Origin of the sequence: Pseudoalteromonas sp. CO109Y (assembly GCF_004208935.1) — a bacterium.
Lineage (GTDB): Bacteria > Pseudomonadota > Gammaproteobacteria > Enterobacterales > Alteromonadaceae > Pseudoalteromonas > Pseudoalteromonas shioyasakiensis.
On record NZ_SGPD01000017.1, the window covers coordinates 264,251 to 278,996 of the forward strand.

Consider the following 14,746-nt stretch of genomic DNA (forward strand, 5'->3'; position numbering starts at 1 on the left):
TTAACGGAGGTATTACACACTATGGCAGAAGTAAATGTTGAAAAACTAGCCGGAGATATTGGTACAACTGTTGATAAACTACTACAGCAGCTAGAACAAGCCGGTATTTCTAAAAAAGCAGGTGATATGATAACTGAGTCTGAAAAGTCGACGTTACTAGATCACTTGAGCAAGCAGCACGGCGGCACGGGCTCAGAAGGCCCAGCTCGCATGACTTTGCAACGTAAAAGCAAAAGTACGCTAAGCGTAACTGGCTCTACAGGTAAAGCGAAGTCTGTGCAAGTTGAAGTACGTAAAACACGTACTTACGTTAAGAAAAGCGCCATTGAGCAACAGCAAGAAGAAGAGCGTTTAGCTGCAGAAGAAGCTGCACGTAAAGCAGCAGAGCTTAAAGCCCAGCAAGAAGCTGAGGAGCTTAAAGCGAAACAAGAGGCAGAGCGCAAAGCGAAAGAAGAAGCTGAGCGTAAAGCCAAAGAAGAGGCTAAACGTAAAGCTGAAGCTGAGCGTAAAGCGAAACAGAAGCAGATGACCCCAGAGCAAAGTGCTAAGTCTGAACAAGATCGCGCCGAAGCTGAGCGTCTGCAAAAAGAAGCAGAAGAGGCCGCATTGAGAAAAGCTGAAGAAGAAGCGAAACGTCAAGCAGAAGAGGCAAGAAAGCTAGCTGAAGAAAATGAAGCTCGCTGGAAAAAGGAAGAAGAAGAGCGTAAGCAGCGTGAAGAAAATGCTGATCACCACCTTACGACTTCTACTTACGCACGTGAAGCAGAAGATGAATCTGATGCACGTGAAGAGCAAAGCGCTCGTCGTAAGAAAAAGAAAAAAGGACCTCAAAAAGAGAAACAGTCTACTGGTCCTAAAGGCAAGAAAGGTAAGCTGAAAGCACCAACGTCTTTACAACATGGTTTCCAAAAACCAACAGCAGACGTGAAAAACGAAGTTCGTATCAGTGAAACAATCACTGTTGCTGAGCTTGCATCACGTATGGCTGTTAAAGGTGCTGAAGTTGTTAAAACGATGATGAAGATGGGTGACATGGTTACCATCAACCAAGTGATTGACCAAGAAACAGCACAACTTGTAGCTGAAGAAATGGGTCACAAGGTTATCATCGTTAAAGAAAACGAATTAGAAGAGAAAGTACTAAGCGACCGTAGCGAAGAAGGTAAAGCGATTCCTCGTGCGCCGGTTGTAACAGTAATGGGTCACGTTGACCACGGTAAAACGTCAACACTTGACTACATTCGTTCAGCAAAAGTTGCTTCAGGTGAGGCAGGTGGTATTACACAGCACATTGGTGCATACCACGTTGAAACAAATGGTCACATGATCACGTTCTTAGATACTCCGGGCCACGCCGCGTTTACATCAATGCGTGCACGTGGTGCTAAAGCAACGGATATCGTAATCCTAGTCGTTGCTGCGGATGATGGTGTAATGCCACAAACTAAAGAAGCGGTTCAGCACGCCCGTGCTGCAGGCGTTCCTTTAATCATCGCAGTAAACAAGATGGATAAAGAAGGCATCGACCCAGATCGCGTTAAGAACGAACTAGCACAATTAGACGTTATCCCAGAAGAGTGGGGTGGTGACACGCAATTCGTTCATATCTCAGCAAAAACAGGTTTAGGTATTGATGACCTACTTGAAGCGGTATTAATGCAAGCTGAAATCCTAGAGCTAACTGCACCAGCTGAAGGTATGGCTGCAGGTGTTGTAATTGAATCGCGTCTTGATAAAGGCCGTGGTCCAGTTGCGTCAATCCTAGTTCAGTCTGGTACACTTAACCAAGGTGATATCGTACTTTGTGGTCTTGAATATGGCCGTGTACGTGCGATGAAAGATGAGAACGGTAAAGACATCAAGTCTGCGGGTCCATCTATCCCAGTTGAGATTTTAGGTCTATCTGGTATCCCTGCAGCCGGTGATGAAGCAACAGTAGTTAAAGATGAGCGTAAAGCGCGTGAAGTAGCACTTTACCGTCAAGGTAAGTTCCGTGAAGTGAAGCTTGCTCGTCAACAAAAAGCGAAGCTTGAAAACATGTTTACGAACATGGCTGAAGGCGATGTATCAGAAGTTAACATCGTTCTTAAAGCTGACGTACAAGGTTCAATTGAAGCAATCGCTGATTCATTAACTAAGCTTTCTACTGATGAAGTTAAAGTGAAGATTGTTGGTTCAGGTGTAGGTGGTATCACTGAAACTGATGCAACTCTTGCAGCGGCGTCAAACGCAATCGTTGTTGGCTTTAACGTACGTGCTGATGCATCAGCTCGTAAAGTAATTGAGTCAGAAAACCTAGACTTACGTTACTACAGCGTAATCTACAGCCTGATTGAAGAAGTTAAACAAGCGATGTCAGGTATGCTTGCACCAGAATTCAAGCAAGAGATCATTGGTCTTGCTGAAGTTCGTGACGTGTTCAAGTCACCTAAGATTGGTGCAATCGCAGGTTGTATGGTTACTGAAGGTATCGTTAAGCGTAGCGCGCCTATCCGTGTACTTCGTGATAACGTGGTTATCTATGAAGGTGAACTTGAGTCACTACGTCGCTTTAAAGATGACGTTCAAGAAGTACGTAACGGTATGGAATGTGGTATCGGCGTTAAGAACTACAACGATGTTAAAGTTGGCGACCAAATCGAGGTATTCGAGACGGTTGAAGTACAACGTTCACTTTAATTTCGTTTAAGTTATTGCTTTAAATGGGGGCCTAGCCCCCATTTGTGTATTCGTAATTAAATTAACTTATTCTTTAACATCAATAAGTTATTATTTTAGAGTGAAATGAAATGAGAGAATTTTCTCGCACTGATCGTGTTGCACAGCAAATTCAAAAAGAGATTGCTGTTATTCTGCAACGCGAAATTAAAGATCCACGCTTAGGCATGGTGACAGTGTCTGCGGTTGAGGTATCTCGCGACTTATCTTACGCAAAAGTATTTATCACAGTGTTTAATACTGATGATGAAGATAAAGCCAAGCAAAGCGCTAAAATATTAAATGAAGCAACGGGTTATATTCGTTCTTTATTAGGTAAACGTATTCGTGCGCGCATCATGCCTGAGTTACGTTTTGTGATCGATAACTCGCTTATGGAAGGTATGCGTATTTCAAACTTGGTTGATTCAGTTATTCGTGAAGACAATGCCAAGCATGTAGACGAAGATGACAGCGAAGAAGGCACTAAAGACTAATGGCTAGACGCAGTAAAGGTCGTGCTATTGACGGCATCTTATTACTTAATAAGCCGCAAGGTATTTCATCAAACAAAGCATTGCAGCAAGCAAAGGGAATTTACTTTGCTCAAAAAGCAGGCCACACCGGTGCGCTTGATCCGCTCGCGACGGGTATGCTGCCTATTTGTTTTGGTGAAGCGACTAAGTTTACCCAGTTCTTGCTTGATACTGACAAAACCTATGTTGTACGCGCCAAACTTGGTGAGCGAACCACTACCTCTGATTCAGATGGTGAAGTGGTTGAAACGCGCGACGTATCGGTCACCCGTGAACAATTAGCTGAGCAAATTGCCAGTTTCTTAGGTGAGTCGGATCAATACCCTTCGATGTACTCTGCGCTAAAATACCAAGGTCAGCCTTTGTATAAATATGCTCGCGAAGGTATCGAAGTGCCGCGTAAGTGTCGAAAAATTAATGTATTTAGTTTAACGCTTGATGAGTTTGATGAAGCTAATAATGAAGTACAAATGACGGCACATGTGTCTAAAGGCACTTATATTCGTACTATTGTTGACGACTTAGGTGAAAAGCTTGGCTGTGGTGCGCATGTCATCATGTTGCATCGCAGTGCAGTTGGCCATTATCCAAGTGAGAAAATGGTCACTCTTGAGCAACTTGAAGAAAAGCTACAGCAAGCAAAAGCAGACGATGTTGCGCCTTCAAGCTACCTCGATGAGCTATTACTGCCAATGGATACTGCTTTGGTTGATTTACCTGTGATTGAGATTACTCAAGAGCAGGGCGTGGCATTTAGTCATGGTCAAACAGTCGTGATTGGTAAGCCTGTACCAGATGGTGTGGTAAAGGTAATGGCTGATGGGGTGTTCATTGGCACTGGTGAGCGTCATAAAGACGGTCATTTAAAATCAAAGCGTGGCTTATCAAATCAACTGCCTGAGTAAAGATTACCTTGTAGTTATTAGCAAAGCTGGGTAGAATACGCCCCGCTCAATCGTTTTGGCTGAATTAGTGATCGGCTAAAACACAATTTAAATTAATTTTTGGAGTTACTATGTCACTAAGCAATCAAGAAAAAGTTGAAATCATCGCTAAATTTGCACGCGCTGAAGGCGACACTGGTTCACCTGAAGTACAAGTTGCACTTCTAACTTTCGATATCAACAAGCTTCAAGGTCACTTTGCTAGCCACAAGCACGACTTCCACTCACGTCGTGGTCTTCTTCGCAAAGTAAGCCAACGCCGTAAACTGCTTGACTACCTTAAAGGTAAAGACATTGCACGTTACACTGCGTTAATCCAAGAGCTTGGCCTACGTCGCTAAGAACTAGATTACGAGAAAAGGGGCTATTTAGCCCCTTTTTTTGTGCGCGCATGAAAGGTATACTAGCGCACACCTAGGTAGTGGATACTGCTTAGATATCAAAAAACATCATTGCCAATTGTAGTACTTAATCGTGTTTTCATAAGCACAATTAAGTACTGTAATTGGTACTTTGATGGACTATTTTTTACCAATTCGGAGCACAGCTCTGAGTTGCTTTTACATTTAAAGGACATTTTTAAGTGCAAGCAATTATTAAAGAATTTCAACTAGGTCAACACACTGTGACTCTAGAAACTGGTGCTATCGCTCGTCAAGCTGACGGCGCAGTACTAGCAAGCATTGGCGATACTTCAGTATTAGTTACTGTTGTTGGTAAGCGTGATGCACAACCAGGTCAAGACTTCTTCCCACTAACAGTAAACTATCAAGAGCGTATGTACGCTGCAGGTCGTATCCCTGGTGGTTTCCTTAAGCGTGAAGGTCGTCCTAACGATGGCGAAACACTTATCGCTCGTCTAATCGACCGTCCAATTCGTCCACTTTTCCCAGATGGTTTCGTAAACGAAGTACAAGTAATCGCGACAGTTGTTTCTGTTAACCCAGAAATCCAACCTGACATGGTTGCTATGATTGGTACTTCAGCAGCACTTGCTATCTCTGGTATTCCATTCAATGGTCCTATCGGTGCATCACGTGTTGGTTTCATCAACGGTGAATACGTACTTAACCCAACACTAGCTGAGCTTGAAGAAAGCCAATTAGACCTAGTTGTTGCTGGTACTGATAACGCAGTACTTATGGTTGAATCAGAAGCTGAAACACTATCTGAAGACGTAATGTTAGGTGCGGTTGTTTATGGTCATGAGCAATCTCAAGCTATCATCAACGCAATCAACGAGTTCAAAGCTGAAGCGGGTAAACCAGCTTGGGATTGGACTGCACCAGAGAAAAACGTAACACTTGCTGAGAAAATCTCTGCAATTGCTGCTGATAAAGTAGGTGAAGCATACCGCATCACTGACAAAGTAGCGCGTAAAGAAGCACTAGGTGCAGCGAAAGAAGAAGTTGTTGCTACATTAACAGCTGAACTTGCTGAAGGCGAAGAGCTAGATACGCAAGAAGTTGGCAAACTATTCGGTTCTTTAGAAAAAGAAATCGTTCGTGGCCGTATCATCGCTGGTGAAAAACGTATCGATGGTCGTGAACCAGATATGGTTCGTGCACTAGACGTAATGACGGGTGTTTTACCTCGTACTCACGGTTCTGCAATCTTCACGCGTGGTGAGACGCAAGCACTTGTAACTGCAACGCTTGGTACTGAGCGTGATTCACAGTTAATTGACGACTTAACAGGTACTAACAAGCATCACTTCATGCTTCACTACAACTTCCCTCCGTTCTGTGTAGGTGAAACAGGTTTTGTAGGCTCTCCTAAGCGTCGTGAAATTGGTCACGGTAACCTAGCTAAGCGTGGTATTGCTGCGGTACTACCTACACTTACTGACTTCCCATACTCAATCCGTGTTGTTTCAGAAATCACTGAATCAAACGGTTCATCGTCTATGGCATCAGTATGTGGTACGTCACTAGCACTTATGAACGCAGGTGTTCCAATTAAAGCATCTGTTGCTGGTATCGCGATGGGTCTAGTTAAAGAAGGCGACGATTTCGTTGTTCTTTCAGATATCTTAGGTGATGAAGATCACTTAGGTGACATGGACTTTAAAGTAGCGGGTACTTCAAACGGTATCACTGCACTACAAATGGATATCAAGATCGAAGGTATCACTAAAGAAATCATGCAAATCGCTCTTAAACAAGCGAAAGCAGCACGTCTACACATCTTAGGTGTTATGGACGAAGCGATTGCAGCACCTTCTGAAGAGTTATCTCAATTCGCACCACGCATCTACACAATGCAAATCCCTGCGAAGAAAATTGCTGAAGTTATCGGTAAAGGTGGCGCAACTATCCGTCAACTTACTGAAGAAACTGGCACAACGATCGAAATCGAAGATGACGGTACAATCAAGATCGCTGCAACTGATGGCATCAGCGCAAACGATGCAATCAAGCGTATCGAGCAATTAACTGCTGAGCTAGAAGTAGGTACTATCTACACTGGTAAAGTTGTACGTATCGTTGATTTTGGTGCGTTCGTTAATATCCTTCCGGGTAAAGACGGTCTAGTGCACATTTCACAAATCAGCACAGAGCGTGTTAACAACGTAACTGACCACCTAAGCGAAGGCCAAGAAGTTAAAGTTAAAGTTCTTGAAGTAGATCGCCAAGGTCGTGTACGTCTAAGCATCAAAGAAGCAATGGAACCAGCTGCTGAAGAAAAAGCAGAAGAGTCTAAAGACGCTTAATGATGATTGAATAACCAGTTATTTGCTGGATATAAGAAAAAGGGGCTGTTTAGCCCCTTTTTTTATGCTTTAATGAAACCTATCCGCTTCGCCTTTGTCTACAGAGAATTCAGGTATTAAGGAATTTAATGATTTTTAAACACTTAGCATTGACCGCTGTGGCTATTTTTTCTTTAAGTGCATGTCAAACAACTTCACAACCTGAGTCAGTCCCTATTGTTAATGTGCCTTTTACTGCACCATTAGCGCCTGATTTTCGTAACGAAATTACGATTGCTCGCTATTCTGAACTACTAAACCGTGCTGATTTAAGTGCCGAGCAACAAGCCAAACTTTATTACGATCGCGGTGTATTATTTGACAGCTTAGGTATGTCGACTTTAGCGCGTATTGACTTTAACCGTGCGATTAAGCTCAAACCAGACCTAGCAGAGGTGTATAACTTCTTAGGCATTCATCACACACTAATGCAGCAGTATGAACAAGCTTATGAGTTCTTTGATTCGGCACTTGAGCTTAACGAGCAACACGAGTATGCCTATTTAAATCGTGGTATTGCCCTTTACTATGGTGACCGTCCATCACTTGCACAAGATGACTTACAGCAGTTTTTAAATCGTTCGCCAAGCGACCCTTACCGTGTGCTATGGCTTTATTTAGCTCAATCAGAAGCTAATAAAGCGCAGGCCTTAGTTGATTTAAAAGCTAACTCGCAGGGTGTTGATGAGTCTCAATGGGGTTACCAACTGTTGGCACTTTATTTAGGTGACATCAGTGAGTTCGAGTTTTTATCTGGAATTATTGAAGGTGTAACTTCAGAGCAAGAGTATGCGCATCGCTTATGCGAAGCTTATTTCTACCTAGCGAAGATGCATCAAGCGGCGGGTGATAACTATCTTGCTGCCGATTACTTTAGACTTGCCCTTGCCACCAATGTGCATGAGTTTGTTGAATACAAATATGCCCGCTTAGAGCTTGAGTTAATGGCTGGTGAAAACGCAAGCTAAGGTTTCTTTTACTGCTATTCTATTACTGAGCTTGGGTTCCGTACCAAGCTCAGTGTCTCGTTATATTCCCGCTTATGCTTATTACGCAAATACTACTCCTTCACAAGCAACAGCTATCTATTATTTAGCACCCAGTGCCATTAATTTGCAGTATTTAGTGCTGAGTAACTCACAGCTTCGTCAGTTAGCAAGGCTTAATGATAGTAATGCTGCGTATCAACTTGCGCTCAGATTTTTGCTGCAACATGATTACACTGCAGCAAAATTATGGTGGCAGCCTTACTTTGCTACATTCAATTCAGCTCAGCAACAAACCTTAGCGGAGCAGCTAGTCAGAGCAAACCAGTGGCTCGATATAAGTTACCTAGGTAAAGCTGGCAAGTTACCTGAGGGAAATGCCAAGCAAGCTTGGCTGTTGCAACAACAAATGCCGCCAGCTCAAATTGACCCAGCTTATGCGCAGCAACAGCAATTAGCCTTATCAACATCAAGTATACAAGCAAGCAGTCAGTGCCAATTTAATGTTTTAATGATGACAGATCATTACAAGGGCATTGATACTTTAAAGCTGTATAAGCAGCAATACAGTAAAGCGCCTGAGCCTGCAAAAGGCAGCTTTTGTTTTACTGACGTTGTTTATGTTGCTGATAAGTTTAGTTGCGATGATAGTAGTGGGGCGCTTAAGTGTAACTGGCAAAATGCGGCAGCACATCCGTGGCCTGAAGGTTTTGACTTTATTGTGATGATGTCAAAGCAAGGGGCTGCTAATGTGCTTGGCGGGATTATGCATATCAATTCATCGCAATCTTATGCGGTATTTTTACATGAGCTAATGCATTTCAATGGCTTTGAAGATGAGTATGTTTTAGCAGAGCAAAAACAACAGTGGCTGTGTAAGCAACAGGGGCTGGTTGCGCCAAATCTGTTTATTGCAAATAAGGTTTCCCCACCAAAAGGCTGGCAAAAAAGTATCGCTTGTAGCAATCAGTTAGCCTATAAACCAAGCCCTAATTGGTCAATAATGCAATACCAAACTATGAGCCTGTCTGAGCAATACCGTGAGCTTTGGCAAAAACAAATTAACCAGCCCTTAACAAAGCCGATTCGGTTTTCTGAATATTTTGCCTTTTTAGGCTTAAAGCCAGTGTTTACAACAGCTTCCAAAGAGCAGAAATTTTCTGACTAATCGTCTATTTATTGCTATTTTAGTATGCAAAGCGGTTAAATGTTGTGCAAATAGGTGTGTCTCCTATAGACAAAATAGCACCTGATCAGTATAACTATACGCATTGTAAGCTTTTTTTGAAGCCAACTTTTAACCATCCAAATGAACAGTACGCAACTAATTAAAACTAGAGCGGTATTGATATTCTTATGACACTAAAAGGCTCCTAATTATGACTTTGCTCTGGATACCCCTGTTATCCTTAATCGGCAGTGTTATTTCATCCTGCACTTCAAAACTAACACGTAACCAAAGCACTGCTTTGACCATGTTAGCGCCTTTGATTGCCCTTGGAATTGTATTTTCGTATACCCCTGCAGTCTTTTCTGGTGAAACAATTCGCTACACTGCTGAGTGGATCCCTCTTTTAAACATGCAAGTCTCGTTTCGACTTGATGGTTTAACGTTACTTTTTCTATATATGATCTTGGGTATCGGTACCCTGGTGATTTTTTATGCGCGTTATTACTTGAGTAGTAGCGACTCAATGCCAAAGCTATACTGCTATTTAATGCTATTTATGACCGCAATGGTCGGCATCGTGATGTCGAATAATGTGATCCAGCTGTGGTTTTTCTGGGAGCTCACAAGTATTAGCTCGTTCTTATTGATTAGCTATTGGTGGCATAAGTCAGAAGCTCGCAAAGGCGCGCGTATGGCACTTGCTATTACAGGTGCCGGTGGTCTTGCGTTACTAGCAGGTTTATTACTAATTGGTGATATTGTTGGTAGCTATAATCTTGATGTGATTTTAGCAAGCAAAGCGCTTATTCAATCTCATGCACTTTATGAAGCTGCGCTGGTATTAGTGCTTTTAGGTGCATTTACCAAATCTGCACAATTTCCATTTCATTTTTGGTTACCACATGCCATGGCAGCACCGACACCAGTCAGTGCCTACTTGCACTCCGCAACCATGGTTAAAGCAGGCATCTTTTTATTAGCGCGTTTTTATCCAGCGCTATCAGGCACAGATACTTGGTTTATCTTAGTGGCAATGACGGGTCTGGCGACTTTATTGGTTGGCGCTTATATCGCGTTATTTAAGCATGATTTAAAAGGCTTGCTGGCTTATTCAACAATCAGCCATTTAGGTTTAATTACCTTACTGCTTGGTTTAGACACTGAGCTTGCTACAGTGGCTGCTATCTTCCACATCATTAACCACGCAACCTTTAAAGCGTCGTTATTTATGGCAACGGGTATCATTGACCATGAAACTGGCACCCGTGATATGCGTAAACTTAATGGTATGTGGCGATTTATGCCGTATACCGCCACACTTGCTATGGTAGCAGCGGCAGCCATGGCGGGCGTGCCACTGTTAAATGGTTTCTTGTCGAAAGAAATGTTCTTTGCCGAAACACTGCATCAGCAAGTGCTTGGCTCTATGTCTTGGTTAATTCCAGTGTTAGCGACTATTGCTGGTGCACTCTCTGTCGCGTATTCAGCACGCTTTATTCACGACGTGTTTTTTAACGGCGACCCAATCGATTTGCCAAAACAGCCTCATGAGCCACCACGCTATATGCGTGTACCAATCGAAATTTTGGTTGTGCTGTGTTTACTCGTCGGTATGTTCCCGCACTTTGCAGTAAGTGATATTTTAGCTTCGGCGTCTTATGCAGTGCTTGGCGATGCAGCCCCAGATTATAAGCTATCTGTATGGCATGGCTTTAACTTACCTCTGTTAATGAGCTTTATTGCAACAAGCGTGGGTGTGATGATTTATGTGCAGCGTAAGCACCTGTTCCACTTCCAAGCGTCATTGCCAACTTTAAATGCTAAAAAAGGCTTTGAGCGTGGCTTATATAGCTTAATTAAATGGTCACAAGAAAAGATTAAACGAATCGAAAATGGCTCGTTACAGCGCTATGCCTTTGTAATGATTGCTGTGGTGCTTATGTGTGCGGGCTGGCCTTTATTTGAAATGCGCCAGTTAGCAGGAGCAAGTGAGTTAACCCCAATTGATTTCCATAATGCTATTGGTGCTGGCTTACTAATAATTGGTGCGCTGGCAACGGTTATTTGGCACCGCTCACGAATGATATCTTTGATTATGATTTCAATCGTAGGCCTGATGGTATCTGTTGCATTTACTCGATTCTCTGCGCCAGATTTAGCGCTGACTCAGTTAACCGTTGAAGTTGTTACCGTAATGCTACTGATGCTTGCACTGTTCTTTTTACCACAGCGTACTCCGAAAGAATCAAGCTCACTGCGTATTCTGCGTGACTTGGGTATCTCATCGGCAATAGGTGTGGTTGTGGCAAGTATTTGTTATGCGCTTCTGACAAGACCACTTGAGTCAATTTCTGACTTCTTTGTTGCTAATGCAAAAACTGGCGGTGGTGGTACTAACGTTGTAAACGTTATCCTCGTTGACTTTAGGGGTTTTGATACCTTAGGTGAAATTACCGTACTAGGTATTGCTGCATTAGGTATTTATAAGCTTCTTATTAACTTGCCGCTGTTTATGCCAGCAAGTGATAGTGAAGGACGCCCATGGGCAAGAGAGCGTTACCCAATTCTATTATCGAGTATTTCACAAAGCTTGTTACCACTGGCATTACTTGTGTCTGCGTATATTTTCTTACGTGGTCATAACTTACCAGGTGGTGGTTTTATTGCAGGACTAGTTACCGCGATTGCATTTATTTTGCAATATATGGCTAATGGTTCGCACTGGATTGCAGACAGATTTGACGTGAATTATCGTAAGATTATTGCGTCAGGTATTGCTATTGCTTTGTTTACAGGTCTTGGAAGTTGGTTCTTCGAACGTCCATTCCTAACAACCTGGTTTGATTATTTTGATATTCCGCTAGTCGGCAAGACAGAACTTGCTAGTGCTATCGTATTTGATTTAGGTGTGTATTTAACTGTTGTAGGTGCAACGCTGATGATTTTAGCAAGTTTAGGTAAATTAACTGCTGATACACCCAAGCAAGAGGTAAATATTTAATGGAAGTATTGTACGCATCATGCGTCGGCGTGCTGGTTGCATGCGGAATTTACTTAATATTGCGGGCTCGTACCTTCCCGGTGGTACTCGGCCTGACTATGTTGTCGTATGCAGTTAACCTGTTTTTATTCTCTTCAGGTCGTTTAACTATTAACAAAGCGGCTGTACTTGGTACAGGCAGTGAGTATGCCGATCCACTCCCTCAAGCGCTGGTTTTAACAGCCATTGTAATTGGCTTTGCGATGACCGCTTTTGTGGTTATTTTAGCGATTCGTGGTCGTGCTGACTTGGGTAATGACCATGTTGATGGCCATCTTGTTAAGTCATCGAAGGAGCAAAAATGATTCAGCATTTAGCTTCTTTACCAATTTTAATTCCGATGTTGGCAGGGGTTATTTTACTCATGCCGCCATGTGGAAAAAACTTACATATTCGTCGTGTTTCGTCGGTTATTTTGTCGATTGTCACACTATTGGTCAGTGCTTATTTATTATTTTACGTAAATAGTACCGCACCGCTTGTTTACGCAATTGGTGATTGGTCTGCACCATTTGGTATTGTGCTGGTTGCCGATAGGCTAGCAACGCTACTGGTGCTACTTACCAGTTTCCTTGGTGCAGTTGTGGTGCTTTATAGCTGTGCAGGCGATGATAAAAAAGGGAGCTTTTTCCATCCGTTAGTGCACTTTTTAGTGTTAGGTGTAAATGGCGCATTTTTAACTGGCGATGTATTTAACCTGTTCGTATTTTTTGAAGTGCTGTTGATTGCTTCGTATTCATTATTGATGCATGCCGGCAACAAACATAGTACCCGAGCTGCACTGCAGTACGTCATTTTAAACCTGATTGGTTCAAGCGTATTTTTAATTGCGCTGGGTGTACTTTATGGTGTGTTAGGCACATTGAACATTGCTGATTTAGCGCAAAAAGTACCACAGCTGACGGGTGATGATGTTTACCTTGCTAAAATTGGTGGCTTGCTGTTAATCGTGGTATTTGCGTTAAAAGGCGCGTTATTACCGTTACATTTATGGCTACCGAATACCTACGCCAGTGCAATGCCATTAGTTGCTGCATTATTCGCGATTATGACCAAGGTCGGTGTGTATGCCATGTTGCGCGTGTATACCGTAATATTTGGTGATAATGCTGGCGAACTCGCTCACATGGCACAGCCTTGGTTATGGGGCTTAGCACTAGCGACCATAGTGATGGGTGGTATTGGTGTGTTAGCAAGCCAAGATTTTAGAAAGCTTATTGCGAATCTGGTGGTTGTTTCTGTAGGTACTTTAGTGGCATTGGTTGCGATTCAAAATGTTGCTGCAACCGCGGCATTACTTTACTACTTAGTGCATTCAACCATTATTTGCGCTGCACTATTCTTAATTGCGGATTTAATTGCTCAGCAACGTGGTAAAGTTGCCGACCGATTAGTCGCAGGACGCGCCGTTGCACAGCCATATTTACTTGGTACTTTTTTTGTAGTGGCTGCGCTTGCTGTTGTTGGTATGCCACCGTTATCTGGCTTTGTCGGCAAAGTATGGATTTTAAAGAGCACGCTAGATAGCGAAAAAGCCATGTTGTTTTGGCCAATCTATCTAGTTTCGAGTTTAGCGTTATTAGTGGCTGTTTCACGAGCTGGTACCAGCTTATTTTGGGATCACACCCATAAAGACAGTGAAGCAATTGAAGGCACTAAAGCACACCCTGTTAAAGTGATAGCTGTAGTTGCATTACTTGCGTGTTCACCATTAATGGTTGTATTTGCAGGACCGATTTCAGACTATATGTTAGCAACGTCAGAGCAGTTGTTTGATATCAACACTAGCATCAACGCTGTATTACAAGGAGGCCAATAATGCGTTTAGAAGCTCGCTTTCGTTGGTTGCCAACACCATTTCGCAGTGTTTTATTATTCATTGTATGGCTGTTGTTAAATAATAGTGTGTCGCCAGGACACCTATTTTTAGCTGCATTTTTTGCTATTACTATTCCGTGGATTACATTCCCATTTCGTGATCCACAGCCTCTTATTGTAAGGCCGGGTCTTGCGTTTAGGCACTTATTGTTAGTGCTGTACGATATTGTCACTGCCAACTTACAAGTTGCCCTGTTGATCCTTGGGCCAACGAAAAAGTTACGCCCAGGTTTTATCAAAGTACCATTGGATTTAAGTCATGAAATGCCAATCACTATTTTGGCCAGCACAGTATCTTTAACACCGGGTACAGTGAGCGCAGAGGTTTATCCTATTCCTGAGTCACTCGAAGAGGACGAAGAAATTCAGCAGCGCTACTTATTGATCCATGTACTCGATTTAGCTGATGAACAAGCGTTAATTAATACTATTAAGCAGCGCTACGAAGCACCGCTTAAGGAGATTTTTCGATGCTAGATACCGTTTTTCTAATTGTTTTTGCAATGATAGCCATATCTTTATTGTTAAACCTATGGCGTTTAATTGTTGGGCCGTCGGTACCTGATCGTATATTGGCTTTAGATACTATGTTCATAAATACCATTGCTTTAATTATTCTGTATGGCATGAGCATGGGCACCGATTTATATTTTGAAGCCGCATTATTAATCGCCATGCTTGGCTTTGTGAGCACTGTAGCTGTATGTAAATATCTGCTGCGTGGCGATATTATTGAATAAGG

General features: G+C 42.7%; 12 protein-coding genes. All 12 read left to right on the forward strand.

What is annotated here, in order from left to right:
• Positions 1–21: 21 nt before the first annotated feature.
• The 12 genes from infB to EXT43_RS07450 all read left to right on the forward strand — a co-directional run bounded on the left by infB (position 22) and on the right by EXT43_RS07450 (position 14,744).
• Positions 22–2,679 carry a translation initiation factor IF-2 gene (infB, locus tag EXT43_RS07395; protein ID WP_130166697.1) on the forward strand — a complete coding sequence of 886 codons (2,658 nt, stop codon included), beginning with the start codon at positions 22–24 and terminating at the stop codon, positions 2,677–2,679.
• Positions 2,680–2,789: 110 nt separating this feature from the next.
• Positions 2,790–3,194 carry a 30S ribosome-binding factor RbfA gene (rbfA, locus tag EXT43_RS07400; RefSeq protein ID WP_054553174.1) on the forward strand — a complete coding sequence of 135 codons (405 nt, stop codon included), beginning with the start codon at positions 2,790–2,792 and terminating at the stop codon, positions 3,192–3,194.
• The gene (gene truB, locus EXT43_RS07405; RefSeq protein WP_054553173.1) at positions 3,194–4,138 is read left to right on the forward strand and encodes a tRNA pseudouridine(55) synthase TruB; all 945 of its coding nucleotides are present in this window, start codon (positions 3,194–3,196) and stop codon (positions 4,136–4,138) included. The genes rbfA and truB overlap by 1 nt, the downstream gene beginning before the upstream one ends.
• A 110-nt stretch (positions 4,139–4,248) precedes the next feature.
• The gene (gene rpsO / locus EXT43_RS07410) at positions 4,249–4,518 is read left to right on the forward strand and encodes a 30S ribosomal protein S15 (RefSeq protein ID WP_054553172.1); all 270 of its coding nucleotides are present in this window, start codon (positions 4,249–4,251) and stop codon (positions 4,516–4,518) included.
• 242 nt (positions 4,519–4,760) lie between these two features.
• A complete protein-coding gene (gene pnp, locus EXT43_RS07415) occupies positions 4,761–6,890 on the forward strand; it encodes a polyribonucleotide nucleotidyltransferase (RefSeq protein ID WP_054562096.1) in 2,130 nt (709 codons plus the stop codon).
• A gap of 128 nt (positions 6,891–7,018) precedes the next feature.
• A complete protein-coding gene (nlpI, locus tag EXT43_RS07420; protein WP_062566852.1) occupies positions 7,019–7,897 on the forward strand; it encodes a lipoprotein NlpI in 879 nt (292 codons plus the stop codon).
• A complete protein-coding gene (locus EXT43_RS07425; RefSeq protein WP_130166698.1) occupies positions 7,881–9,083 on the forward strand; it encodes a hypothetical protein in 1,203 nt (400 codons plus the stop codon). The genes nlpI and EXT43_RS07425 overlap by 17 nt, the downstream gene beginning before the upstream one ends.
• A gap of 211 nt (positions 9,084–9,294) precedes the next feature.
• Positions 9,295–12,087, forward strand: a complete 2,793-nt coding sequence (locus EXT43_RS07430; protein ID WP_062566854.1) for a monovalent cation/H+ antiporter subunit A — start codon at positions 9,295–9,297, stop codon at positions 12,085–12,087.
• Complete coding sequence (locus tag EXT43_RS07435; protein WP_054553167.1) at positions 12,087–12,431, forward strand: Na+/H+ antiporter subunit C; 345 nt, start codon at positions 12,087–12,089, stop codon at positions 12,429–12,431. The genes EXT43_RS07430 and EXT43_RS07435 overlap by 1 nt, the downstream gene beginning before the upstream one ends.
• Complete coding sequence (locus tag EXT43_RS07440; protein ID WP_062566855.1) at positions 12,428–13,945, forward strand: monovalent cation/H+ antiporter subunit D; 1,518 nt, start codon at positions 12,428–12,430, stop codon at positions 13,943–13,945. The genes EXT43_RS07435 and EXT43_RS07440 overlap by 4 nt, the downstream gene beginning before the upstream one ends.
• Positions 13,945–14,481, forward strand: a complete 537-nt coding sequence (locus tag EXT43_RS07445) for a Na+/H+ antiporter subunit E (RefSeq protein WP_062566856.1) — start codon at positions 13,945–13,947, stop codon at positions 14,479–14,481. The genes EXT43_RS07440 and EXT43_RS07445 overlap by 1 nt, the downstream gene beginning before the upstream one ends.
• A complete protein-coding gene (locus EXT43_RS07450) occupies positions 14,475–14,744 on the forward strand; it encodes a K+/H+ antiporter subunit F (protein ID WP_054553164.1) in 270 nt (89 codons plus the stop codon). Before EXT43_RS07445 ends, EXT43_RS07450 begins: the two co-directional genes overlap by 7 nt.
• Positions 14,745–14,746 lie beyond the last annotated feature (2 nt).

What these genes read in the sequence shown, in the direction of transcription:
- infB (WP_130166697.1), top strand. Translation starts at nt 22, where the DNA reads ATGGCAGAAGTAAATGTTGAAAAACTAGCCGGAGATATTGGTACAACT.
- truB (WP_054553173.1), top strand. Translation starts at nt 3,194, where the DNA reads ATGGCTAGACGCAGTAAAGGTCGTGCTATTGACGGCATCTTATTACTT.
- nlpI (WP_062566852.1), top strand. Translation starts at nt 7,019, where the DNA reads ATGATTTTTAAACACTTAGCATTGACCGCTGTGGCTATTTTTTCTTTA.
- EXT43_RS07440 (WP_062566855.1), top strand. Translation starts at nt 12,428, where the DNA reads ATGATTCAGCATTTAGCTTCTTTACCAATTTTAATTCCGATGTTGGCA.
- EXT43_RS07450 (WP_054553164.1), top strand. Translation starts at nt 14,475, where the DNA reads ATGCTAGATACCGTTTTTCTAATTGTTTTTGCAATGATAGCCATATCT.
- rpsO (WP_054553172.1), top strand. Translation starts at nt 4,249, where the DNA reads ATGTCACTAAGCAATCAAGAAAAAGTTGAAATCATCGCTAAATTTGCA.
- EXT43_RS07445 (WP_062566856.1), top strand. Translation starts at nt 13,945, where the DNA reads ATGCGTTTAGAAGCTCGCTTTCGTTGGTTGCCAACACCATTTCGCAGT.
- EXT43_RS07435 (WP_054553167.1), top strand. Translation starts at nt 12,087, where the DNA reads ATGGAAGTATTGTACGCATCATGCGTCGGCGTGCTGGTTGCATGCGGA.
- EXT43_RS07430 (WP_062566854.1), top strand. Translation starts at nt 9,295, where the DNA reads ATGACTTTGCTCTGGATACCCCTGTTATCCTTAATCGGCAGTGTTATT.
- rbfA (WP_054553174.1), top strand. Translation starts at nt 2,790, where the DNA reads ATGAGAGAATTTTCTCGCACTGATCGTGTTGCACAGCAAATTCAAAAA.